The organism is Methylorubrum rhodinum, assembly GCF_014199935.1.
GTDB classification, from domain to species: domain Bacteria; phylum Pseudomonadota; class Alphaproteobacteria; order Rhizobiales; family Beijerinckiaceae; genus Methylobacterium; species Methylobacterium rhodinum.
On sequence record NZ_JACHOP010000019.1, the window covers coordinates 1 to 22,048 of the forward strand.

At 69.8% G+C, this 22,048-nt stretch carries 27 protein-coding genes, 1 tRNA gene and 2 pseudogenes; 11 read left to right on the forward strand and 19 right to left on the reverse strand.

Going from position 1 to position 22,048, the window contains the following annotated elements; genetic code table 11:
* The first annotated feature begins 176 nt into the window (after window positions 1–176).
* Window positions 177–1,142: a tyrosine-type recombinase/integrase gene (locus HNR00_RS18275; protein ID WP_183571803.1), complete on the forward strand. Its 966-nt coding sequence runs from the start codon at window positions 177–179 to the stop codon at window positions 1,140–1,142.
* A 79-nt stretch (window positions 1,143–1,221) separates the two neighbouring features.
* Here HNR00_RS18275 and HNR00_RS18280 read toward each other — a convergent pair.
* Together HNR00_RS18280 and HNR00_RS18285 are read right to left on the reverse strand one after the other, a co-directional pair.
* Window positions 1,222–1,297, reverse strand: a tRNA-Ile gene (locus HNR00_RS18280).
* 437 nt (window positions 1,298–1,734) lie between these two features.
* Window positions 1,735–2,010, reverse strand: a pseudogene (locus HNR00_RS18285) (alcohol dehydrogenase catalytic domain-containing protein); the annotation flags it as partial.
* A gap of 150 nt (window positions 2,011–2,160) precedes the next feature.
* Here HNR00_RS18285 and HNR00_RS18290 point away from each other — a divergent pair.
* From HNR00_RS18290 to HNR00_RS18300, 3 genes are read left to right on the forward strand one after another with little or no spacing between them, the layout of a single operon-like run.
* The gene (locus HNR00_RS18290) at window positions 2,161–2,718 is read left to right on the forward strand and encodes an ion channel (RefSeq protein ID WP_183571804.1); all 558 of its coding nucleotides are present in this window, start codon (window positions 2,161–2,163) and stop codon (window positions 2,716–2,718) included.
* Window positions 2,719–2,763: 45 nt separating this feature from the next.
* A complete protein-coding gene (locus HNR00_RS18295) occupies window positions 2,764–3,576 on the forward strand; it encodes a universal stress protein (RefSeq protein ID WP_183571805.1) in 813 nt (270 codons plus the stop codon).
* Window positions 3,577–3,611: 35 nt separating this feature from the next.
* On the forward strand, window positions 3,612–3,890 hold the full coding sequence (locus tag HNR00_RS18300; protein WP_246390794.1) for a c-type cytochrome: 279 nt from the start codon (window positions 3,612–3,614) through the stop codon (window positions 3,888–3,890).
* Window positions 3,891–3,902: 12 nt separating this feature from the next.
* Here HNR00_RS18300 and HNR00_RS18305 read toward each other — a convergent pair whose 3' ends face one another.
* The gene (locus HNR00_RS18305; RefSeq protein ID WP_183571807.1) at window positions 3,903–4,643 is read right to left on the reverse strand and encodes a Crp/Fnr family transcriptional regulator; all 741 of its coding nucleotides are present in this window, start codon (window positions 4,641–4,643) and stop codon (window positions 3,903–3,905) included.
* Between the two features lie 160 nt (window positions 4,644–4,803).
* On the opposite strand from HNR00_RS18305, the gene HNR00_RS18310 reads away from it, so the two are divergent.
* On the forward strand, window positions 4,804–5,493 hold the full coding sequence (locus tag HNR00_RS18310) for a PAS domain-containing protein (RefSeq protein ID WP_183571808.1): 690 nt from the start codon (window positions 4,804–4,806) through the stop codon (window positions 5,491–5,493).
* Between the two features lie 102 nt (window positions 5,494–5,595).
* On the opposite strand, the gene HNR00_RS18315 is transcribed toward HNR00_RS18310, so the two are convergent.
* From HNR00_RS18315 to HNR00_RS25615, 14 genes and pseudogenes are all read right to left on the reverse strand, one after another.
* Window positions 5,596–6,405 carry a universal stress protein gene (locus HNR00_RS18315; protein WP_183571809.1) on the reverse strand — a complete coding sequence of 270 codons (810 nt, stop codon included), beginning with the start codon at window positions 6,403–6,405 and terminating at the stop codon, window positions 5,596–5,598.
* A gap of 82 nt (window positions 6,406–6,487) precedes the next feature.
* The gene (locus HNR00_RS18320) at window positions 6,488–6,754 is read right to left on the reverse strand and encodes a BON domain-containing protein (RefSeq protein WP_183571810.1); all 267 of its coding nucleotides are present in this window, start codon (window positions 6,752–6,754) and stop codon (window positions 6,488–6,490) included.
* A gap of 95 nt (window positions 6,755–6,849) precedes the next feature.
* Entirely contained in the window at window positions 6,850–7,065 is a 216-nt protein-coding gene (locus HNR00_RS18325; RefSeq protein ID WP_183571811.1) for a hypothetical protein, read from the reverse strand.
* An 80-nt stretch (window positions 7,066–7,145) separates the two neighbouring features.
* Window positions 7,146–7,628 (reverse strand): BON domain-containing protein, encoded by a 483-nt coding sequence (locus HNR00_RS18330; RefSeq protein ID WP_183571812.1) that lies wholly within the window; start codon window positions 7,626–7,628, stop codon window positions 7,146–7,148.
* 8 nt (window positions 7,629–7,636) lie between these two features.
* On the reverse strand, window positions 7,637–7,849 hold the full coding sequence (locus tag HNR00_RS18335) for a hypothetical protein (protein WP_183571813.1): 213 nt from the start codon (window positions 7,847–7,849) through the stop codon (window positions 7,637–7,639).
* A 41-nt stretch (window positions 7,850–7,890) separates the two neighbouring features.
* A complete protein-coding gene (locus HNR00_RS18340; protein WP_183571814.1) occupies window positions 7,891–8,145 on the reverse strand; it encodes a hypothetical protein in 255 nt (84 codons plus the stop codon).
* Window positions 8,142–8,537 carry a hypothetical protein gene (locus tag HNR00_RS18345; protein ID WP_183571815.1) on the reverse strand — a complete coding sequence of 132 codons (396 nt, stop codon included), beginning with the start codon at window positions 8,535–8,537 and terminating at the stop codon, window positions 8,142–8,144. The genes HNR00_RS18340 and HNR00_RS18345 overlap by 4 nt, the downstream gene beginning before the upstream one ends.
* Window positions 8,538–8,644: 107 nt before the next feature.
* Window positions 8,645–8,869 (reverse strand): hypothetical protein, encoded by a 225-nt coding sequence (locus tag HNR00_RS18350; protein ID WP_183571816.1) that lies wholly within the window; start codon window positions 8,867–8,869, stop codon window positions 8,645–8,647.
* 204 nt (window positions 8,870–9,073) lie between these two features.
* Entirely contained in the window at window positions 9,074–9,352 is a 279-nt protein-coding gene (locus tag HNR00_RS18355) for a cyd operon YbgE family protein (protein WP_183571817.1), read from the reverse strand.
* A complete protein-coding gene (gene cydX / locus HNR00_RS18360; RefSeq protein WP_183571818.1) occupies window positions 9,330–9,470 on the reverse strand; it encodes a cytochrome bd-I oxidase subunit CydX in 141 nt (46 codons plus the stop codon). The genes HNR00_RS18355 and cydX overlap by 23 nt, the downstream gene beginning before the upstream one ends.
* Window positions 9,471–9,486: 16 nt before the next feature.
* On the reverse strand, window positions 9,487–10,629 hold the full coding sequence (gene cydB / locus HNR00_RS18365; protein WP_183571819.1) for a cytochrome d ubiquinol oxidase subunit II: 1,143 nt from the start codon (window positions 10,627–10,629) through the stop codon (window positions 9,487–9,489).
* A 17-nt stretch (window positions 10,630–10,646) separates the two neighbouring features.
* Window positions 10,647–12,227, reverse strand: coding sequence for a cytochrome ubiquinol oxidase subunit I (locus HNR00_RS18370; RefSeq protein WP_246390788.1), 1,581 nt, complete (start codon window positions 12,225–12,227; stop codon window positions 10,647–10,649).
* A complete protein-coding gene (locus tag HNR00_RS18375; RefSeq protein WP_183571820.1) occupies window positions 12,224–12,406 on the reverse strand; it encodes a hypothetical protein in 183 nt (60 codons plus the stop codon). Before HNR00_RS18375 ends, HNR00_RS18370 begins: the two co-directional genes overlap by 4 nt.
* Window positions 12,407–12,454: 48 nt before the next feature.
* A pseudogene (locus tag HNR00_RS25615) lies at window positions 12,455–12,691 on the reverse strand (heavy metal translocating P-type ATPase); the annotation flags it as partial.
* On the opposite strand from HNR00_RS25615, the gene HNR00_RS18380 reads away from it, so the two are divergent.
* Window positions 12,690–13,172, forward strand: a complete 483-nt coding sequence (locus HNR00_RS18380; RefSeq protein ID WP_210306549.1) for a universal stress protein — start codon at window positions 12,690–12,692, stop codon at window positions 13,170–13,172. The pseudogene HNR00_RS25615 and the gene HNR00_RS18380 overlap by 2 nt on opposite strands.
* 160 nt (window positions 13,173–13,332) lie before the next feature.
* Window positions 13,333–14,178: a hypothetical protein gene (locus HNR00_RS18385; RefSeq protein WP_183571822.1), complete on the forward strand. Its 846-nt coding sequence runs from the start codon at window positions 13,333–13,335 to the stop codon at window positions 14,176–14,178.
* 13 nt (window positions 14,179–14,191) lie between these two features.
* On the opposite strand, the gene HNR00_RS18390 is transcribed toward HNR00_RS18385, so the two are convergent.
* Entirely contained in the window at window positions 14,192–14,407 is a 216-nt protein-coding gene (locus tag HNR00_RS18390) for a hypothetical protein (protein ID WP_183571823.1), read from the reverse strand.
* A 437-nt stretch (window positions 14,408–14,844) separates the two neighbouring features.
* Here HNR00_RS18390 and HNR00_RS18395 point away from each other — a divergent pair, with 437 nt between their 5' ends.
* Entirely contained in the window at window positions 14,845–15,723 is an 879-nt protein-coding gene (locus HNR00_RS18395; protein ID WP_183571824.1) for a hypothetical protein, read from the forward strand.
* Between the two features lie 396 nt (window positions 15,724–16,119).
* Here HNR00_RS18395 and guaB read toward each other — a convergent pair whose 3' ends face one another.
* On the reverse strand, window positions 16,120–17,613 hold the full coding sequence (gene guaB / locus HNR00_RS18400; protein WP_183571825.1) for an IMP dehydrogenase: 1,494 nt from the start codon (window positions 17,611–17,613) through the stop codon (window positions 16,120–16,122).
* A gap of 447 nt (window positions 17,614–18,060) precedes the next feature.
* On the opposite strand from guaB, the gene HNR00_RS18405 reads away from it, so the two are divergent.
* From HNR00_RS18405 to murC, 3 genes are all read left to right on the forward strand, one after another.
* Complete coding sequence (locus tag HNR00_RS18405) at window positions 18,061–19,227, forward strand: FtsW/RodA/SpoVE family cell cycle protein (RefSeq protein ID WP_183571826.1); 1,167 nt, start codon at window positions 18,061–18,063, stop codon at window positions 19,225–19,227.
* 115 nt (window positions 19,228–19,342) lie between these two features.
* The gene (murG, locus tag HNR00_RS18410; protein WP_183571827.1) at window positions 19,343–20,455 is read left to right on the forward strand and encodes an undecaprenyldiphospho-muramoylpentapeptide beta-N-acetylglucosaminyltransferase; all 1,113 of its coding nucleotides are present in this window, start codon (window positions 19,343–19,345) and stop codon (window positions 20,453–20,455) included.
* A 150-nt stretch (window positions 20,456–20,605) separates the two neighbouring features.
* Entirely contained in the window at window positions 20,606–22,012 is a 1,407-nt protein-coding gene (gene murC / locus HNR00_RS18415; RefSeq protein ID WP_183571828.1) for a UDP-N-acetylmuramate--L-alanine ligase, read from the forward strand.
* Window positions 22,013–22,048 lie beyond the last annotated feature (36 nt).

The following is a 22,048-nucleotide window of genomic DNA, read 5'->3' on the forward strand; positions in this document are numbered from 1 at the left end:
TGGCCCTGCGCGATCAACACGTCCGCCTGCCGCAGCTTGGCGACTACATCCTCCGGCTTGTGCCGCTTCGTTCCCATCTGTCCGTCCTCGTCCTGGCCCGCAGGCCATACCTCAGGGCGGACCACTCCCATGGGGGCGGATCATACGTCCGGGTAGGACAGGGCCCCCGCACGCGGATGCGCGAGCGTTACGACACCGAACAGTTCTGGCGCGACTACCGCTTGGCCGTCGAGGGCAAGCCACTCGCTCCCGCGACCGGGCCGGCGCCGGGCACGCTGTCGTGGCTCATCGTCCGGCATATGGCCTCGGCCGAGTGGGCAGGCCTCAGCGCCGCCACCCGGAAGCAGCGCGGCAGCTTCTTCAAGGCGGCGGAGAAGACGGCCGGAACCGCGCAGGTCTCGGACATCGACCGATGCGCTATCCTGGCCGGGCGGGACCGGCGGCGGGACACCCCGTTCGCGGCCAACAATTTTCTGAAGGCGATGCGGGCGCTGTTCACGTGGGCGCTCGCCGCCGACTACGTGAAGAGCGACCCAACGCACGGCATCAAGCTCCTGCCGATCGGCGCGGACAAGGACGGCTTCCACGCTTGGACCGAGGAGGAGGTGGCCCGCTTCGAAGCCCACTGGCCGATCGGCACGCGCGAGCGCTTGGCCTTCGACATTTTGCTCTATACCGGCCTGCGCCGCGGCGATGCGGTGCGCTTGGGGCGGCCCCACGTGCGGAACGACGAGTTCACCATCCGCACCGAGAAGACGGGCATGGTGGTGGTGGCGCCGATCCTCCCGGCGCTGGTCGCCTCGATCGCCGCGACGGCAACTGGCGAGCTGACGTTCCTCGCGACCGAGCGAGGCCGCCCCTTCGTCAAAAAATCCTTCGGCAACTGGTTCAGGGAGGCGTGCCGCTCGGCGCGCTGCCCCGGCTCGGCCCACGGCCTGCGCAAGGCCGGCGCGCGTCGTGCGGCCGAGGAAGGCGCCACCGAGGCGCAGCTCAACGCCCTGTTCGGATGGGCCGACGGAAGCCGGGAAAGCGCGGTCTACACCCGGACGGCCAACCGGGTGAAGCTCGCCCGCGAAGCCCGCAGAAATCCCGCCCACTCGGCATCGGCGCGGGAGCAAGGCCAGAAAATCGAGATACTTTAGGGACCGAAATCCCTGCAAATTTCCAAGGTGCGGGATAGCTCGGATTTTTACGAGAAAAATCAGATGCTTATTAGACAAGTGGTGGGCCCGGCAGGACTCGAACCTGCAACCAGACCGTTATGAGCGGTCGGCTCTAACCGTTGAGCTACAGGCCCTGCGCTCTGGGATACGCTATTGCCGGATACGCGAAAGAGCCGGTTTCGTCACCCCAAATTCCCTTTCATTCCCATGCCCTACTCGTGCCCTTGACCGGACAATGAACCTCATCGCCTCCGGCGGGGTGCGGGCCCGGGTCACAAAGTCCCGGATGGGGGCATTCGACCACGAAGAGGCGGTAACGGTCCGGCGCATACGTTACCAGCGCTCGTGCGTGGAGACGGTTCTCGGCCAAGGGATGCCGAACGCTTACGCGCAGGACATCGTCGCCCGGGTCGAGGGGAGGGACGCTGATGGCCTCAGGCGCCTTGTGGCGTCCACGGATGCCCTGCAGGATGCCGCCGGGCAAACCAGGGCGAACGCAGAGATTTCGACCGTGGAAACGTCTCTCTACGATGATGCGGCTGCCCACTCGTCGTTTGCTGAAGAAGGTTTAAATGGCGTCGGCAACGACGCGCTGGCCTTCCCGGTAGCCCTGCACGGCCGAGCCGAGTTTCTCGATGACGCCGACGGGCTCGTGTCCGACCGTCAGCCTTTTCGCGACCGGATACTCGCCCCTGAGGATATGAACGTCGGTGCCGCAGATGGTGGTGGTCGTGATCCGCAGCAGGGCGTCCAACGCGCCGACATCGGGCGCAGGCTTGTCTTGAAGGGCGATCCGGCCGGGCTCGACGAACACCGCAGCCTTCAGCTTGCTGACCTGTGGCCGGATATGCTCCGGCAGGGTAGCGACCGGGGCGGTCGGCGCCGCGACGAGGTTCAAGGTCGGCCTCTTGTCCGGAGCCCATGAAGCCCGCCGCACGCCCCGCAGGCCTTGAGGCAGGTCAAAGCTGCCCGGTCGTCCGGGCCTCAAGTTGGCTCGATGCCCGTCGTGCTGGCCGCCAGCGTCGTCCTCGTCGTCGTCACCATCCTGGTGCTCTACGAGACCCTGTGGCTGACCTCGGAGCACCTGGCCGAATTGCCGGTGCCGCCGCGGGCGCGGATCATCGCCGTGGTGCTGGCCGCCTTCGCCGGACACACTGTCGCGGTCTGGACCTATGCGGGGGCCTATTGGCTCCTCGTCTTGAAGCTGGGTCTCGGTGCCTTCTCCGGCGTGCCCGTCGAGTCCTTCGAGGACTGCCTGTTCGTTTCGGTCGTGGCCTACACCTCGCTTGGCTACGGCGACCACATCCCCCTCGGCCACGCGCGGCTGCTGACCGGCGTCGAGGCGCTGAACGGATTGGTCCTGATCGGCTGGTCGGCCTCGTTCACCTATCTCGCGATGGAGCGGTACTGGCCGCTCCATGGCAAGGCCCGCGCTCGCCCTGCCGCCACGGCGCGCCGGTCGGCAACGGCCCGAAAGCGGCTCGCGCAACCGGTCGCCGAAGCCCGACAGGACGAGGGCTTTGCGCTGGATCAAGGCCCCGCCGGCTCCGGGTGACGAGGATTCCCTATCGGGCCGACGGGCGGCCGGAGGGAGGCGGTCATGGGCTACGCGAACATCCTGGTCTCGGTCGATCTCGGCGAGGCCGCTCCGGACAGGGTCAAGCTCGCGGCCGGCCTCGCGCGCCGCTTCGAAGCCACATTGACCGGCGCGGCCGCCGAGACGGTGCCGGCCCCGCTGCTGGTGCACGACATCTACGACGCCGCGAGGCAGGAGGAGGACAACGCGGCCAAGGTCCGGGAGGCGCTGACCGAGGCCGGCACGGTGTTCAACGCCAACCTCGGCGAGGGTCTGCGGACCGACTGGCGCCCGGCGCTGGCCGGGCCGGTGACGCACCTCGTCGACCTGGCCAGGGCCGCCGACCTTGTCGTCGTCGGCCGCCACGGCGCCGATGATGACGCTCCACGCCAGTTCGACGTGCCGCCCGGCCCCGTGCTGATGGAGGCCGGTCGCCCGGTCCTCGTGGTGCCGCCGCGGATCGAGAACCTCAAGGGATCCCGGGTGGTCGTGGCGTGGAAGGACGGACCGCCCGCGCGCCGGGCGGTCTCGGCCGCCCTGCCGTTCCTCCGCAACGCGGACCACGTCCACGTCGTGACCACCGGCTCCGACGCCCGACTTCAGGGCGGCGAGGAGGTGGCCGCCCACCTCGCACGGCACGGCGCCTCCGTCGCCACCCACTTCCTGCGCGCGGTCGACACGGATGGCGCCGAGATCCTCCGCTTCGCCCAGATGCACGATGCCGACCTGCTCGTCATGGGGGCCTACGGGCATTCCCGGCTTCGGGAATGGGTGCTGGGCGGCGTGACGCGGGAGATCCTGCAGCGTAGCCCCATCTGCAGCCTGATGTGCCACTGATGCGGGCCGCCATCCTCGTCGCGGCCGCGCTCGTCATGACGCCCCCCTCCGTCCAGGCGGACGGCAACGTCCGGCGGGGCGAGGTCATCGCGCTGACGAACTGCGCCCGCTGCCATGCGGTCGGGCGCCTCGGCGGCAGCCCGCTCGGGGCGGCCCCGCCGTTCCGGGAGCTTCATCGACGCTACCCTGTCGAAGACCTCTCGGAAGCGCTGGCGGAGGGCATCGTCACCGGCCACCCCACCATGCCCGAGTTCAGGCTGGACCCGGACGAGGCCCAGAACCTCATCGACTACCTGAAGACGCTCGAACGGTAACGCCAGGCGGCCTCAGGCGGCGGCGAGGTTCTCCAGTCGGTCGAGGTTGGTGAGCCGGACGCCTCCAGGAACGATCAGCAGTGCCTTCTCGCGGTCGAGACGCGTCAGCAAGCGGCTCACGGTCTCGATGGTGAGGCCGAGATGGTCGGCGATGTCCTGGCGGCCCATCGGCAGCGCCACGGTCACGGAGCCCTGCCCGACCAGGGCGTAGCGGTCGCGCATGGTGAGCAGGAAGCTCGCGACCTTCTCCTCCGCCGTGCGCCGGCCGAGGAGCGTCATGTGGTCCTGCGCGAGGGTGAGCTCGTAGCCGGCCCGCTCGTGGAGCTTCCGAAGGAGGTGGGGCTTGCCGGCGACGAGGTTCGCGAAGGGGCGTCTCTCGAACCGGCAGAGGGCCGTCGGCGACAGGGCCTCGACGGTGACGTTGTAACGCTCGGGGAGCGCCAGGCCGAGGAAGTCGCCGACCATCGCGAAGCCCATGACGTGCCGGCGTCCGTCCGGCAGCAGACGGGACAGGCGGACCATGCCCTCGGTCACGTTGTATACCGCATCGGCGGGGTCACCTTGCCGGAACAGCGCCTGACGCGGCGCAAGGTGCAGTCGCTGGCTCAGCGCCTCGAGCTCGTCGAGCTCTTCGCAGGTCAGGGCGGCACAGACGCTGAGGAGGCGAACCTTGCACTCGGAGCAGCCGCCCGAGGAGCGCGCGTGGACGCAGGCATGTCCGGTAGGGGGCGGCGCCCCGGTTCTGCTCAACATGGAAGCCTCCAGAATCGGTTCCATCGGCAGCACTCTCGCTAGCAATTCCCACGCGCCGCGAACAGAGAAAACGCGGAAAAAACTGGATTGCGGGCCGCCATGGCGATAGAAGAATGAAAATCGGTCAATAAACTTGGCTGGCCGGGCGGTACCATTTCACATGGGCATATCGATGGGCGTCGCGCCTCGGGTCGAGGACCCGACCGAATTGGCGCACGAACGGTACAGCGCCCTGGTTCGCGCGGTGGCGACGGTCGTCTGGACGGCGACGCCCGATGGAGGCACGCGGGTCGGATCGGACTGGACGACGCTGACCGGGCAGACGACCGAGGAGATGACAGGTTACGGGTGGCTCGACGCCATCCACCCAGAGGACCGCGAACGCACGCGCGAAGCATGGCGGACCGCGGTGCTCCACCAGGGCGTCTACGATACCGACTATCGTATTCGGTGCGCGGACGGCATCCACCGCTGGTTCAATGCACGCGGTGCGCCGGTCCTCGACCATGACGGTGCCATCCGGGAATGGGTCGGGATGTGCCTTCCCATCACGGGCAGCAAGAGGTTTCAGGTCGACCTGCGGATCCCAGGATCCTCCACCACGCGCCTCACCGCCGCGCAGGTCCGGGCGGCCAGGGCATTGCTGGGTTGGACCATCGAGCGCCTCTCGACGGAAGCGGACCTGTCACCGTCGACGGTCGCGCGGATCGAGGATGCGGCGCGCATCGGGAGCGTCCGTCGGTCGAACCTCGACGCGGCAAAGGCGGCCTTCGAGGCGAACGGGGTGGTGTTCACCGGGGATGCCGGACGGGTCGGCCTGAGCCTTGGAGGCACACCGACAGCCCCGTGAGGCCGACCATGCCGTCACCTGCGTCGATGCCTGCCGCCGAGGGGAGGGCTGTCCTTCAGGGTTCCAGCCATCTCGACACCGGCTCGGCGCCGTCCAGGGCCCTCAGTGGCTGAGCAGGCAGCAGATCGGGCAGCCTCGGAGCAAGTCCCGGGTGACGCCGCCGAACGCCCATTCCCTCAGTCGGGAATGCCCGTAGGCGTCCGTGACGAGCAGGTCGGCGGCGTGCTCGCAGGCGAGATCGACGAGCGCCTCGGCCGTGCCGGCACCCTCGGCGGACGCCCGCACCGCCGTGGCCTGGATGCCGAACCCCGACAGGTAGCGGATGACCGGCTCGCCGCTGCAGGTACCCCCGCCCTCGTCGATAGCGACGACGACGACCTTGGAGGCCCGGCGCAGGAAGGGTAGCGCGTCGGTGACGGCCCGACGTGCCTCCCGGGTGTTGCGCCAGCCGAGGGCGACGCGCCGCCCATCCAGGTGGTCGACCCCCCGGGGCACGACGAGCAGCGGTCGGCCGAGGTTCATGACGAGGTCGCCGGTATCGGCGACGAGGCATGGCGGCTCGTCGGCGCCCGGCCGGCCGGTCACGACGAGACCGGCGCGGGCGGCTTGGCGGACGATGAAGGAGAGCGGGAAGTCGACATCGGAGACCCACGCGTTCCGGCTCCGGCCCGCGGCCGCTTCCTCGAAGACCGCATGGGCCCGCGCCAAGCCGTCGAGGCACGCCTCGCGCAGGCGGGGCGTGACGTAGGCGTCGACCGGCGGGCCGCCCGCCGGCGGCAGGTGGATCGGCACCTGTGCCGACACCCCGAGCAGGCTCGCCCCGAAAGCGTCGGCGAGGTGCCCCGCCAGCCGTATCCGGGTCCGGGCAGCCTCACTCGGATCGACGGTCACCATGACGGTCCCAAAGGTCATGTCGGCCTCCTCGGACGGGAAGGCTCCGGCGGGGCGCGCCGGCCGAGCTGCCGGAGACAAGGGCGGGGCCGGTCCCGGACGGTCAGACGACCTCGATGCGGGCGTCCACCGAGCGCACCCCCGCCGCGGACCACGCAGCGCGCTCGGCGACGCCGCGCTCGTGCCGGGCGTGGACCTTGCCGTGCAGGGTGACCCTGTCGCCGGCCACGTTCACGCTGATCGAGTCGGCCTCGACCTGGGCGTTCCGCTTCAGCGCCGCGACGATCTGGTGGCGCATGTCGGCCGCGTCGGCGCGGGGCGTCACCGCGATCAGGTCGATGAGACCGAGTACGCCGTGCCGGCGGTTCACCGCGGCCTTGGCCTCGGTCTTCCGGTCCTTCCACCGCCCGTTGCCGCCCCCGCCAAGGCACGGGCTCGCCGCGTTCGTGGCTCATCCCGGCCTCCTCAAGCGGCGATGTCGGCCAGTTCGACGGCTTCGCAGGTGTCGGCGCGGAGCCGCCAGTCCGCGACACCCATTTCCTCGCGGAAGAGCGCCTTGGCCTCGAACAGGGCGGAGACCTCGGACCTTGCCCGGACGAGCGCCTGACGCTGCACGATGCGGCGGTCGTGACCGCTGCCGTCGGTGACGACCTTGTGGAAGCTGACGAGGTACTGGCGCATGGGCTGGCTCCGTCCTTGACCTGGGTGGAAGCTGACCCGGAGCGCCGGGCGGCGGCCTTGATCCAGCGCAAGGCGCCCGCTCAGTAGAGGACGGACCAGGCCTCGTCCCGGACGGGAGCGGCCTCGACCGGGGTCGGATGGCGAACCCCGACCGTGTTCACGATGTCGGTCACGCCGACGAGCCGGCGCAGCGCCCGGTCAGCTGCGTCCTTCTGCTCGTATCGCTCGACCCAGCCCGTCAGTGTGATGCAGCCGTTCTCGATCTTCACCACGACCGAACCGTGCGGGACGGTCGCGTCCCCCTCGATGACGCGGGCGCAGCGGTCCGCGAGTTCCTCGTCTCCGACGCGCAGGTGGTCGGGGCTTGAAACCTCGATCCGTTCGACGACGGCGCGCACCTGCAGCACGGCCCGCTCGGCGGCGAGCTTCTCGCCGTAGGTGGCGACGTGACCCGTCAGGGAGACCACGCCGTCGGCGACGGCCACCCCGATCCGGGCCGCGTCGAGCTGCGGGAGGAAATCGAGTTCCTCGACGCGGTGAAGCCGGAGCGTCTTGTCGTCCATGGCGGATCTCAAAGGGCGGCGTAGAGCAGGCCGGTCACCAGCACCGATGCGACGATGGCCAAGCCGAGCGCGTGAAGGCTGCCGATGGCCCGGTGCCGGGACCCGTCTTCGATCACCTCACCGGCCCTCGCGGGCTGGGTCACATCGCGCGCCGCGGCCCCACGCGGCATCCGGACTTCCCGCAACATCGTCACGGAGGTGGCCCTCACGACCATCGTCATCGTCGTCTCCCTCGCTGGATACGGGCGCCATGGTGGCGCCGTCAGGGAGAGCGGCCTTGATCCAGCGCAAGGACGCGGTCGTCCTCGGCGCCCCGGCAGCCGAGACCCAGGGCGACGGCGTGGAACGGGGACATCGGAGCGGCGCTCAAGGCAACGAGGGCCAGGGCATGATCGACCTCGCTCAACCACGCGATCGGCAACTCGAACCAGAGCATGCGCCAAAGGCCGAACCCCGCCTCCATCACTGCCAGGATCGGCCCCGGCACATCCGACATCGCGGTCGTGGTCGCGCTCACGCCGCACCCCCACCGGGATTGCCTGCATCGGCGACCTTGAAGGTGCGCAACAGATCCCGGTCGGCGTCGCGGATAGAGACGTACTCGCCCGCGACGAGGCGGTGGCCGCCGAGGCGGAAGCCGGGCTCGTCGTCCTTCGTGGTGCGGTCGTCGTAGTCGATCAGCCAAGTGGCCCCGCCGGGACCGCCGGCTCGATGCACGAGGCGGCCGTGGCGGTCGGGCTCGCCGGTCCAGAACCGGCGGACGCGGCAGCGATCCCGCTCGCATCGCCAGAGATCTACGTCGAGGCGGCCGTCCGAGCCGAGCGGTGCGACGATGTCATAGCCGCAGCCGGCATGACCCTCCGGGTGCTCGCGGCAGCGGGCGAGCGTCAGGGTGACAGTCCGAAGCATGGGCACCTCCATGGGGAGCGGGAGCCATGGCCGAGCGCCGCGTCCGTGCCCTTGATCCAGCGCAAGAGGTCGAGCGCAGGAGACCCGCTCTTCGGACAGGTGGCCGGCTACTCGTGGTGCGACCGGTAGGCCACGAGCCCGGCCGCGAAGGCCGGATCGAGGGCAGGCCCGGTCCGGGAGAGCAAGGCGGCCGCGGATAGGTTCGCGAGCCCGATCAGCACCAACACCAGCACCAAGGTGATGTCGTCCGCCCGATGTCGGCAGGCATGGATCACCATGCAGCCGGCGGTGAAGGCCGACGCGAGGACGAGGTTGACCGTTTCGAGAGGCATGAGCGCGCGTTCCATCGTCGCGGACGGTCAGACGACGCGCGGGCCCGGCACCTGCCGCAAGCGCCGAAGCTCGGCGGCCGCCGAGATCATCAGGCCGAGATCATCAGGCCGAGGCCGAAGCCGAGGTCTCGACGATGGTCTCGTCGTCCGACGGTGAGCCGGGTGTCCCTCGTCGCCCTTGAGATGGATCAAAAGTCGTTCGCCTCAGATGGCGAGGCGACGCAGGGCGAGCAGGGCGACCCCGAAGGTCATCAGGCTCCACGCGGCCGCCGGCGAGAGCACGGCCCGCGCGACCCGGTTGTCGGGCTGGTAGCCGAGGCCGGAGACGAAGGCGCCGGAGACGCCGAGCAGCAGCAGGGGCAGCACGGCGTGCTCGACCGGTCCGAACCGGGCACCGAGGATGCGCGGGTAGAGGAGCAGCGCCGCCGAGAGGACGAGCGCCGCCGCCAGGGACGCCGCCCTAGACGAAGTCGTGATCGACATCGTTCGGGTTCCCGACCGGGACGGGCGGCTTGCCGGGCTGGGCCTCCAGCCAGAGCGCGTTGAGGACTGCGAAGGCGCAGGCGAAGCCGACGCCGAGCATCCAGGCGAAGTACCACATCGAAAACGCCTCCGGTTCAGTAGACGGCCTTGCCCTGGGCCTCGACCCAGGCGGCGGTGACGCGGCCCCGCAGCACCCGGTAGACCCATGCGGTGTAGGCAAGGACGAGCGGCAGGAAGAGGACGGTCGCCCCGAGCATGATCAGCAGGGTGGTGCGGCTCGACGAGGCGTCGAACACCGTCAGCCCGGCATTTGGGTCGAGGGAGGACGGCAGAAGGAACGGGAACAGGCTGAGGCCCGCCGTGGCGACGATGCCGGCCACCGCCGTCCCGCTCGCCACGAAGGCGAGGCCGGGCCGGTCGCGCTCCGCCAGCGGCCCGGCGAGCGCCGCCCCGAGATAGGCGAGGAGCGGCGCCGCCGCGATCCAGGGCTGCTCGCCGTAGTTGCGCAGCCAGCCGCCGGACTCGGTGACGACCCGCTTCATCAGCGGGTTCGAGGGCGCGTTGCCCCCCGGTCCCTGCACGACCGCGTGACCGTCCACGCCGAACGCGAGGGCGAGGCCGGCGAGCGAGAACAGGACGAGCGTCGCGAGGGCGGCCTTGCCGATAAGGCCGGCGGCGCGGGCGGCGACCGGACCGTCCGCCTTGAGGGCGAGATAGCTCGCGCCGTGCATCGCCAGCATGGCGACGCTCACCAGCCCGCACAGCAGGGCGAAGGGGTTGAGCAGGTCGAGGAGCCCGCCCTCGTAGGTCAGCCGCAGGTCGGCGTCGAAGCGGAAGGGCGCGCCGAGGAAGGCGTTGCCGACGGCGACGCCGAAGATCAGGGCCGGCACCAGCCCGCCGACGAACAGCGCACCGTCCCAGGCCGTCCGCCAGCGCCGGTCGGCGACCTTGGAGCGGAACTTGAACCCCACGGGTCGCAGGATCAGCGCGCACAGCACGAGGAACATCGCGAGGTAGAAACCGGAGAAGGCGACCGCGTAGAGGGGCGGCCATGCGGCGAAGATCGCCCCGGCGCCGAGGATCAGCCAGACCTGATTGCCTTCCCAGACCGGGCCGACGGTGTTGATGGCGACGCGCCGCTCGGCATCGGTGCGGGCGACGACCGGCAGCAGCAGGCCGACGCCGAGGTCGAAGCCGTCCATGACGGCGAAGCCGATCAGCAGGACGCCGAGCAGCGCCCACCAGATCAGGCGCAGGGTCTCGTAGTCGAGGGACATGGTGGATCTCCGAAGGGCTACTCGGCGGCGACCGGCAGGGGGGCCGGGCGCGGTGCGACGATGACCGGGTCGAGCAGCGCCTCCGGCCCGAGCCGGATGGTCTTGCCCATCAGGTAGAGGTCGATGACCAGCAGGGCCGAGTAGAACGCGACGAAGCCGACGAGGGTGATCCGAACGTTGGCGGCCGAGACGCTCGACACCGCGAGGAAGGTCGGCAGGACGCCCTCGATGACCCATGGCTGGCGCCCGACCTCGGCGACGTACCAGCCGAGTTCGGCCGCGACCCAGGGCAGCGGCAGTGCCAGCAGCGCCGTCCAGAGGAAGGCGGGGTGGGCGTCGAGCCGGCGTCGGCAGGCGAGCCAGAAGGCGACGGCGAACAAGGTGATGAACCCGAAGCCGAGACCCACCATGATCCGGAAGCTCCAGAACAGCGGCGAGACCGGCGGCACCGTCGACCACGCCGCCTGCGCGATCTCGGCTTCGGTGGCGGCGAGGATGTCGGGGCGGATCTTCTTCAGGAGAAGGGCGTGGCCGAGGTCGCCGGCATGGGCTTCCAGCTTGGCCCGCGCGGCGGCATCGGTGCGGTCGCGCTTGAACGCCTCCAGGCCCGCATAGGCGGTCAGCCCCGTGCGGATGCGGCTCTCGGCGCGGGCGACGAGGTCCCGGATGCCCGGCACCTCCTTGTCGAGGGAGCGGGTGGCGATGAGCCCCAGCATCCAGGGCACCTTCACCTCGTAGGCGGTGTGGCGGCCCTCCAGATCGGGCAGGCCGAACACCGTGAAGGCGGCCGGCGCAGGCTCCGTCTCCCACATCGCCTCGATGGCGGCGATCTTCATCTTCTGGTTCTCGCCGGTCGTGTAGCCGCTCTCGTCGCCGAGCACGACGACCGAGAGGGCGGCGGCCAGCCCGAAGCTCGCCGCGACCGTCATCGAGCGCTTGGCGAGGTCCACGTGCCGGCCGCGCAGCAGGTAGAAGGCGCTCACCGAGAGCACGAACATCGCGCCGGTGACGTAGCCGGCGCTGACCGTGTGGACGAACTTGGCCTGGGCGACCGGATTGAACAGCACGGCCGCGAAGTCGGTCACCTCCATGCGCATGGTGTCGGGGTTGAAGCGGGCGCCGACCGGGTGCTGCATCCAGCCGTTGGCGATCAGGATCCAGAGCGCGGAGAGGTTCGAACCGAGCGCGACGAGCCAGGTCACGCACAGGTGGGCGACCTTGGAGAGCTTGTCCCAGCCGAAGAAGAACAACCCGATGAAGGTGGCCTCCAGGAAGAAGGCCATCAGCCCTTCGATGGCGAGGGGCGCACCGAAGACATCACCGACGTAGTGGCTGTAATAGGCCCAGTTGGTGCCGAACTGGAACTCCATGGTGATGCCGGTGGCCACACCCATGGCGAAGTTGATGCCGAACAGCGTGCCCCAGAACTTCGTCATCTGCCGCCAGATTTCGCGGCCCGTCATGACGTAGATGCTCTCCATGATGCCGAGCAGCAGCGCGAGCCCGAGCGTCAGCGGCACGAACAGGAAGTGGTACATGGCGGTCAGGCCGAACTGGAGCCGTGACAGCTGCACGACGTCCATGGCTGCGGCGGTCATGGATCGGGTCTCCCGGAGAGGGGCGGTGCGGCGGTGACGAGGACCCTGTCCTCGACGCTGCCGGGGGTGAGGCGGGGCCGCTGCCCGGGCCCGAACAGGAGGAGGCCGGCCGCCAGGACGAGAAGCGTCTTCACGGCGACGACGAGGGCGACCTCACGGGCGAGCGGATGCTGGAGCATGGCCCGGAGAGGTTTGGCGGTCGCGGAGGCGGGCTTCCTTGATCCACCTCAAGGCAGGCCTGGGCTCGCTCCGGGTACCGGGTCGCCGGGTATGCCCCACAGGACGCGGAGCGCGTTCAGGATGACCGCGACGTCGATGGCCTCTTGAAGAAGGGCGCCCTGGAGAGGCGAGAGGTGGCCGAACGCGGCCGCCGCCATGCCCGCCGCCATGCCGACCAGGGACAGGCCCAGGCCGACCACGACGCTCTGAAGGGCAATGACGCGCGCCCGCCGCGCGATCCGAATGTTCCACCTGACGGTGCTGGATGCATCCCGACCGGGTGGAGACATCGACCTGGAGCGAGCGGAGAAGTTGCTGTTCGGCAGCGGGCGGCCGGTCGCCGTCGTACCGCCCGGCGTGTCGATCTTCTCGGCGAAGCGAATCCTCGTGGCCTGGGACAGCGGCACCCAGGCGGCGCGGGCGATCAACGACGCGATGCCGTTCCTTCGTGCGGCCGAAGCCGTCGAGGTCGCCTGCGTGGTGGGGATACGGGACATGGCGGACACGGTGGCGGGCGCGGAGATCGCACCGCACCTCGCGCGCCACGGCGTGAACGTCACGGTCGACGATTTGCCCGCCTACGGACGCGTGGAAGACATTCTGCGCAACCAAGCCGGACTGTTCCGGGCTGACTTGGTGGTGATGGGCGCCTACCGACATTCGCGTTTGCGGGAGATGGTCTTCGATCGCGAAGTCGGTCCGTGCCGTATGGTAACCTTTCGGTAAACAGACATGCCTACCATCGTCTTAGGACATCGGACCGGAACGCGGCATCGCCCGTGAGGCGCGCGCGGGGCGGGCCGGCGCCTCGCGTGCGGCGGTGATGCGGCTTGTCGGGCCCGGCCGGACCCTGCGCGGTGGAGATCCATCAGGGAAAGCCAGGGTCATGGCGGAGACGGTCGAAGCGGAGAAGGCGGCGTCCGCAGGCAAGGCCTCGCCGGAAGAGATGCTGAAGCAGGCTGTGGGCGCCGCCGCCGCGAAGCCGGCCGCCCCGGTGGAGAGCGCGAGTGCGCCCGCCCCGACGCGCCGGCCGTTCCGGCTCAACGCCAACGGTCGGCTGGCGGCGGCCTCGTGCGCCGCGCTGGTCGGCGGCATCTGCATCGGGCTCGGTCTGGCGGCCTCGCCGAAGGAACGCTCCGGCGAGGCGCTGGCCCAGCTGCGGGCCGGGATCGAGGCCGGGCGCGCCGAGACGCTCCGGCTGTCGCAGGACATGGAGCGGCTCGCCCGCACGGCGTCCGCCCTCCGCGAGACGAGCGAGGCCCTTCGGACCGAGACGAAGGCGCTGAACGGCACGCTCGGCGAGCGGATCGGCCGGCTCGAGCAGGGGCTCGACAAACGCCTCGCCTCGCTCTCCGACACGCTCGCCCAGTCCGAGCGCGAGCAGGGCGCGCGGCTTGCCGGCCTGACCACGCTGATGGACAAGAAGCTTCAGCCGGCACTCCCCGCCCTGCCGAAGCCGGAAGCCAAGGTCGAGCCGAAGCCGGAGACGCGCGCCGAGCCGGTGCAGACCGGCAGCCTTCCGGACCGGCCGAAGGTCGAGACCGTCGAGGGGTGGGCGGTGCGCGACGTCTACGACGGCGTCGCCATCCTGGAGGATCGCCGCCGCCGTCTCGTCGAGGTGGGCGCCGGCGATGCGGTGCCGGGCGTCGGGCGCGTGGAGGCGATCGAGCGACGCGGCCGCAACTGGGTCGTGGTCACGCGCCAGGGGCTGATCACGCCGCAGGCTTGGTGACGCTCCGCCGGGCTCAGACCGCGGGCACCGCGTTCTGTCCGGTGAGCGCGGCGAGGGTCGTGCCCGGCACGGCAGGCGCCAGTTCCGCCAGCATCGTCGCCCGCTCGATCCGGGTGCGACCGCGCTCGCGCGCCTGTTCCCGGGCGGCGGGCGTCGGGTGGAGGATCATCGCGAGGAGGTTCCGGTCCTCGTCCTGGGTAAGCAGATTCTTCGCTTCGAAGACTGGCATGACCGGCTCCCGCCCCTGTCCGGGGCACGCGGCCGCCGAGCACAAGCTCGGCTGTCGGTGAATAACGAGGGCAGCGGTGGCAAGTTCCGCGGCCCGTTCACATTTTTACCGCAAATTCATATTTGCGCTGCCGAAGAGATTGTTGCGGTGCGCATTGGCACTCGGTCGCACGAATAGTGAGCGTTTGCCGCGTCAGCGGCGGACCGAAGCGACACCTGTTCGCGTATAGCCGGCACCGCTCAAGTGTTCGCAAGCACAACGTCGGTCCGTCCATGCACGGGTCCGCGCATCGTAAAGTTCGGATGACAGAAGCGGTTGATGATCGTCGATGACGCTTCGGATCGCCCTGGTTGCCGGCTCGTTTCATGGCTAAGCTGAAGCCGCCAAGCCTCCTGCGCCCTGCAGCCGCGCGCTGGCCGTCGTCTCGGAGACCAACGGTGCGCCCATTCCTTTCTCTGGCGACGGCGCTCTCCGTCGCGATCCTGCCTTGTCTTTCCGCCGAGGCGGCCCAACGCGAACCGTTCGAGACCGTGAAGGGCTGGGAGGTCGAGCGCACCGTCGGCGACAAGAGCGCCAATCCCTGCCTGATGACCCACACCTACGAGGACAAGGACGACAACAATGCGATGAACGCGGTCGTCTTCGCCCTCGCCGGCGACAGGGCGACGCTCGTCCTCGCCTATCAGGGCTGGGACTTCGACAAGGACGAAGCGGTGAAGGTGCCGTTCTTCCTCGACAAGAAGGCGATCAAGTTCAAGGCGAACTGGACCGGCGACGGCAAGACCCTGCGGGCGCAGTTCCCCGACGCTCTGGTGCCGGACCTGCTCGCGGCCAAGACCGTGATCCTGCGCTTCGAGAACGGTGAGGCGGACTTCCGGATTCCGAACTTCGCCGCGGGCTACGAGGCCTTGCGCCGCTGCGACGCCGCCCCGCCGAAATCCGCCGCGCAATCGGCGATCGGCGCCGCCGTCGCGAGCCCGACGCCCGCCCTTCCTTCGCAGGGCAGGATCGCGACCTACGCGGTCGGCCTCGTCATCCAGCGGGTGCTGAAGGACTGCGACGTCAGCTCGACGGGCCGGCAGCGCGCCGGCGTGGAGAGCCGCATCGCCGCGCTCCAGCCTGACATGGCCCCGGTCGAGGCGACCGTTCGCGGCGAGTTGCAGAAGAAGGGTTTCAGCTGCCCGCCCGCGGACAAGGAAGCCGAGTTCCAAGAGGCGATGCGCCGCTTCGTCGAACTCTCGCCCGACGCCTTCGCCGCCGCGATGGAGAAGCAGGTCGAGACCGAGAAATCCGCCGAGGCCGCCCCGAAGCCGTGAGGTGTGCGCCCGCCGTCCGGTCCCATCGCATCGGGTTCCGCTCGACGTCGTCCTCGCGCGGCCCGATCCCCGGAGTCCGTGCGCGACGGTGAACGGTCTTCGCCGAATTGTTTGCGGCTTTTCCCGAGACTTCAACTCCGCGGCCTGACGGCTCGCGGAGTATCTTCTTCCGAACGCGAAACTGTTTCCCGCCGGATAACATAAACTATATCAAAGCGTTCCCGGATCGGCCCGGCTATTTCTCGATGCCGACGAGGAGGCACGCGATGCCGGGAGACGATTCAGCTGATCCAAGCGGGGAACGCGACTGGGTGACCTACCTCATCGGGACGCTGCTCGCCTTCGAGTGCACCATCCTCGTCGTCACCCTGATCTGGCTCTGATGAGCTCGGGCCGTCAGGCCCGGCTCGGATAGTTCGGGCTCTCGCGGGTGATGGTCACGTCGTGGACGTGGCTCTCGCGCAGGCCGGCATTCGTGATGCGGACGAACTGCGCCCGCTCCTGGAACTCCGGTACGGTCGCGGCGCCGACATAGCCCATGGCGGCGCGCAAGCCCCCCGCGAGCTGGTGCAGCACGGCGGCCACCGGCCCCTTGTACGGCACTTGGCCCTCGATGCCCTCCGGCACGAGCTTGTGGGTGTCGCTGACCTCGGCCTGGAAGTAGCGGTCGGCGGAGCCGCGGGCCATGGCGCCCACCGAGCCCATGCCCCGATAGCTCTTGTACGAGCGCCCCTGATACAGGAAGACCTCGCCCGGCGCCTCGTCGGTGCCGGCCAAGAGCGAGCCGAGCATGGCGACCGAGGCGCCCGCCGCGATCGCCTTGGCGAGGTCGCCCGAGAACTTGATGCCGCCGTCGGCGATCACCGGCACGTCCGCGCCCTGCGCGGCCTCGACCGCCTCCATCAGCGCGGTGAGCTGGGGTACGCCGACGCCCGCGACGATGCGGGTGGTGCAGATCGAGCCCGGCCCGATGCCGACCTTGATCGCGTCGGCACCCGCATCGATCAGCGCGCGGGCGCCCTCGGCGGTCGCGACGTTGCCCGCGATGATCTGCACGGCGTTGGAGAGCTGCTTCACCCGCGCGACGCTGTCGAGCACCTTGCGGGAATGGCCGTGGGCGGTGTCGACCACGATCACGTCGCAACCCGCATCGATCAGGCGCTCGGCCCGCTCGAAGCCGGAATCGCCGGTGGTCGTGGCGGCGGCGACCCGCAGGCGGCCCTGCTCGTCCTTGACGGCGCCGGGATAGGCGACCTGCTTCTCGATGTCCTTGACGGTGATGAGGCCGATGCAGCGGTAGTGGTCGTCGACGACCAAGAGCTTCTCGATGCGGAACTGGTGCAGCAGGCGCTTGGCCTCGTCCTGGGTCACGCCCTCGCGCACCGTGATGAGCCGGTCGCGGGTCATCAGCTCGGCCACCGGCTGGCCGGTCTTGGTGGCGAAGCGCACGTCGCGGTTCGTCAGGATGCCGACGAGCTTGCCGCGGGAGCCGTTGGGGCCGCGCTCGACCACCGGGATGCCGGAGATCCGGTTCTTCTTCATCACCTCGAAGGCGTCGGCCAGCGTCTCGTCGGGATGGATGGTGATCGGGTTGAGCACCATGCCCGACTCGTACTTCTTGACGAGGCGGACCTGCTCGGCCTGCTCGGCCGGCTCGAGGTTGCGGTGGATGACGCCGAGCCCGCCGTTCTGCGCCATGGCGATGGCCATGGGCGCCTCCGTCACCGTGTCCATGGCGGAGGCGATGATCGGCAGGTTGAGCTGGATCGTGCGGGTCAGCCGCGTGGCGACGTTCACCTCGGTCGGCATCACCGACGAGGCGGCGGGGCGCAGCAGCACATCGTCGAAGGTCAGGCCCTCGATGATCGAATCTGCGCTGATACGGGCCATGAACCAACTCCGGTGACGAAGACAGCGCCGGGCCGAAGCGTTCGGCCAGCGGGATCGGGTTGGCAGGGGCCAGTATCACGCGACCGAGCCGGCGCCTAGCGGCGGATGCGCGCGCCGGTGCATGGCTGGGTGTTTGTTTTTGGCTGACCCTTGGCGCGTAACCCTCCCCCCTCCGCGGGGGAGGGTGGCCCCCGAAGGGGGTCGGGTGAGGGGAGCGACGCTTCCGGAGATAACTGGACGAGGGCGGCCGAGCGGGATCGTCGCGCTACCCCTCTCCCGCCCGCTCCGCGGGCACCCTCCCCCGCGGAGGGGGGAGGGGGATGTGCGGCGCGTTTCACGACCGCATTCTTACTCAGCGCAACAGACCGTTAACCCTTCCATTCCACGATCAGGGCGGGCCGCCCGTGTCTCGTCGCGGGACGACGCGCCCCGGAGTCGAGCCCCGCCATGATGTCGCGCGCCGAACGCAGCCCCCTGGCCGATTGGTGGTGGACCGTGGATCGCGGCCTGCTCGCGGGCCTCGGCTGCCTGATGGTGGCCGGCCTCGTCTTCCTGATGGGCGGCGGACCGCCGGTGGCCGAGCGCATCGGCCTGCCGACCTTCTACTTCCTCAACCGTCAGGCGCTCTACCTCGCGCCGACGATCCTGCTCATCATCGCGGTCTCCTTCCTGTCGGTGCGCCACATCCGGCGCTTCGCGCTGGTCACTTGGATCGTCGGGGTGGCGCTGTGCATCGCCGCCGGAAAGTTCGGCCCGGAGATCAAGGGCGCGCATCGCTGGATCCAGTTCGGGCCTTTCGGCCTCCAGCCGTCCGAGTTCGTGAAGCCCGCGTTCGTGGTGGTGGCCGCCTGGGCGTTCTCGGAAGGGGCGCAGCGCCGCGACATGCCCGGCGGGCTGCTCGCCATCCTGCTCCTGCCGGTCACCATCGTGCCGCTGATCCTCCAGCCCGATTTCGGCCAGACCATGCTGATCACCATGGTGTGGTGCGCGCTGTTCTTCGTCGCCGGCCTGCACTGGTTCTGGGTCGCGGGCCTCGGCGTGCTGGGGCTCACCGGAGTGTTTGCCGCCTACACCTTCCTCCACCACGTCCGCGAGCGCATCAACCGCTTCATGGACCGCGATTCGGGCGACAGCTTCCAGGAGTTCTGGTCGCGGGAATCGTTCAATTCCGGCGGCTGGTTCGGCACCGGGCCGGGGGAAGGCGTGGCCAAGCGCCACCTGCCCGACGCGCATACCGATTTCATCTTCTCCGTCACCGGCGAGGAGTTCGGCGTGCTGGTCTGCCTGGGCCTCGTGGCGCTCTTCGCCTACATCGTCCTGCGCGGGCTCAAGCTCGCGCGCCGCACCGACGACACCTTCTCGAGGCTCGCCATCACCGGTCTGTCCACCCTGTTCGGCCTCCAGGCCTGCATCAACATGGCGGTGAACACGCAGCTCATGCCAGCCAAGGGCATGACGCTGCCGTTCGTCTCCTACGGCGGCTCGTCGCTGATCTCGCTGGCGCTCGGCATGGGCTTCCTCGTGGCGCTCACCCGCAAGCGCCCGCGCACGACGATGCTGAGCCAGCGCCCGCCCGGCACGCTGCCCTCGGCGGTTCCGGGGATCATGCAGTGAACCCGACGGCGAACACGACCGCCACCGCCTCGCCGAGGCCGTCGGCAAGCGCACAGGCGCGAAGCCGCTCGTATGGCGGGTCGTCCTCGAGGCGTCAGCATCGAGGACAAGCAAGATGACCGTTTTCACGCCACTCGTTCTGGTCTGTGCCGGTGGCACCGGTGGCCACCTGTTTCCGGCGCAGAGCCTCGCCTACGCGTTGAAGGAGCGCGGCATCCGGGTCGCGCTCGCCACCGACGCGCGGGTCGATTCCATCGCCGGCGACTTCCCGGCGGACGAGATCGTCACCATCGCCTCCGCCACGCCGTCGGGCCGCTCGCCGCTGCGGCGGGCCGGTGCGATGGTGACGCTGGGTCGCGGCTTCGGTCAGGCGGCCCGCGCCGTGCGCCGGCTCAACCCGGCCGCGGTCGTGGGCTTCGGCGGCTACCCGACCGTGCCGCCGATGCTGGCCGCCCAGCTCCTCAAGGTGCCGACGATCTTGCACGAGCAGAACGCCGTGATGGGCCGGGCCAACGGCTTCCTGGCCAAGGGCGCTCGCGTCATCGCCACCGGCTTCGCGGAAGTCCGCGGCGTGCCCGAGAAGGCGACCGCGCGGCGTGTCCACACCGGCAACCCCATCCGCCCGGCGGTGCTGTCCGTCGCCGATCTGCCCTACCCGGGCCTCGACGAGGCGGCGACGTTGCGCCTCCTCGTGTTCGGCGGCAGCCAGGGCGCCCGCGTCATGAGCGAGGTCGTGCCGGCCGCGCTGGAGAAGCTGCCCGCGGATCTGCGCGCCCGCCTCCATCTGGTCCAACAGGCCCGGCCCGAGGACCTGACGGCGGTGCAGAACCGCTATCTCGCCATGGGGCTGGCCGGGATCGAGGCGGCGCCGTTCTTCAAGGACCTGCCGAGCCGCATGGCCGCGAGCCACCTCATCGTCGCCCGCTCGGGTGCCTCGACCGTCTCGGAGCTTGCCGCCATCGGCCGCCCCGCCATCCTCGTGCCGCTGCCCGGCGCGCTCGATCAGGATCAGGCGGCCAATGCCGCGACGCTCGCCGGGATCGGCGCCGCGCTCTCGATCCCGCAGAGCGCCTTCACGCCGGATCGGCTGGCCGCCGAACTCGTCGATCTGTTCGGCGCCCCCCGGAAATTGACCCAAGCCGCGGCGGCGGCCAAAACCGCCCGCATCCTCGACGCCGCCGACCGCCTCGCCGCCGTCGTCGTGGAGACCGCCGCCGCAGCATCCTAGGTGCGGCAAGTCTGGCTAGGTGCGGCAAATCTGCCGCGTCCGGCGGACGACCGCCGCCCCGCATTCGCGGGGGCGGATCGCGCCCCGGCGCGATCCGGTAGAGATTGAATCGGGGCTCGCTTGCGCCCCGGCCCTCGAAGGTTCCGTCACATGAAGCTGCCCGAAAAGCTCGGCCCCATCCACTTCATCGGCATCGGCGGCATCGGCATGTCCGGCATCGCCGAGGTGATGGCCAATCTCGGCTACACCGTGCAGGGCTCGGACGCGAACGACAACGCCAACGTCCGGCGCCTCTCCGAGAAGGGCATCCGCACCTTCGTCGGCCATAAGGCTGAGAACGTCGAGAACGCGGCGCTGGTCGTGGTCTCCACCGCGATCCGCCGCGACAACCCCGAGCTGGTCGAGGCCCGCGAGCGCCGCCTGCCCGTCGTGCGCCGCGCCGAGATGCTGGCCGAGCTGATGCGGTTCAAGTCCTGCGTCGCGGTGGCCGGTACCCACGGCAAGACCACGACGACCTCGCTGGTCGCCACCCTGTTGGATGCCGGCAACCTCGACCCGACGGTGATCAACGGCGGCATCATCAACGCCTACGGCACCAACGCCCGCATGGGCGCGGGCGACTGGATGGTGGTGGAGGCCGACGAGTCGGACGGTACCTTTCTCAAGCTGCCGGCGGATGTCGCGATCGTCACCAACATCGACCCCGAGCATCTCGACCATTTCGGCTCGTTCGACGCGATCAAGGACGCCTTCCGGCGCTTCATCGACAACATCCCGTTCTACGGCTTCGCGGTGATGTGCATCGATCACCCGATCGTGCAGGACCTCGTCGGCCATATCGAGGATCGGCGCATCATCACCTACGGCGAGAACCCGCAGGCCGACGTGCGCCTCCTCGACATCGACCTGAAGGGGGGGCAAAGCCGCTTCCGCGTCATGATCCGCGACCGCCGCCCCGGCTTCCGTCTGGAGATGCAGGATCTCGTCCTGCCGATGCCGGGCAAGCACAACGCGTTGAACGCTACCGCCGCGCTCGCGGTGGCCCACGAACTCGGCGTCTCGGAGGAGGCGATCCGCAAGGCGCTGTCGAGCTTTGGCGGGGTCAAGCGCCGCTTCACCCGCACGGGCGAGTGGAACGGCGCGACGATCTTCGACGATTACGGCCACCATCCGGTGGAGATCGCGGCCGTGCTGCGGGCCGCCCGCGCCTCGACCGAAGGCAACGTCGTCGCCGTGGTGCAGCCGCACCGCTACACCCGGCTGCAATCGCTGTTCGAGGATTTCTGCACCTGCTTCAACGACGCCGACACGGTCATCGTCGCCCCCGTCTACGCCGCGGGCGAGGCGCCGATCGAGGGCTTCGACCGCGATTCGCTGGTCGCCGGCCTGAAGTCCCGCGGCCACCGCGACGCACTGGCGCTGAACGCGCCGGAGGAATTGGCCGGGTTGGTCGCCGGACGGGCGCAGGCGGGCGATTACGTGGTGTGCCTCGGCGCCGGCACGATCACTCAGTGGGCCTACGCGCTGCCGGGGGAGCTGGCGGCGCTGAAGGGGTGAGGCGTGCGCTCCGCGGATGACGAGCGGAGAGGATTC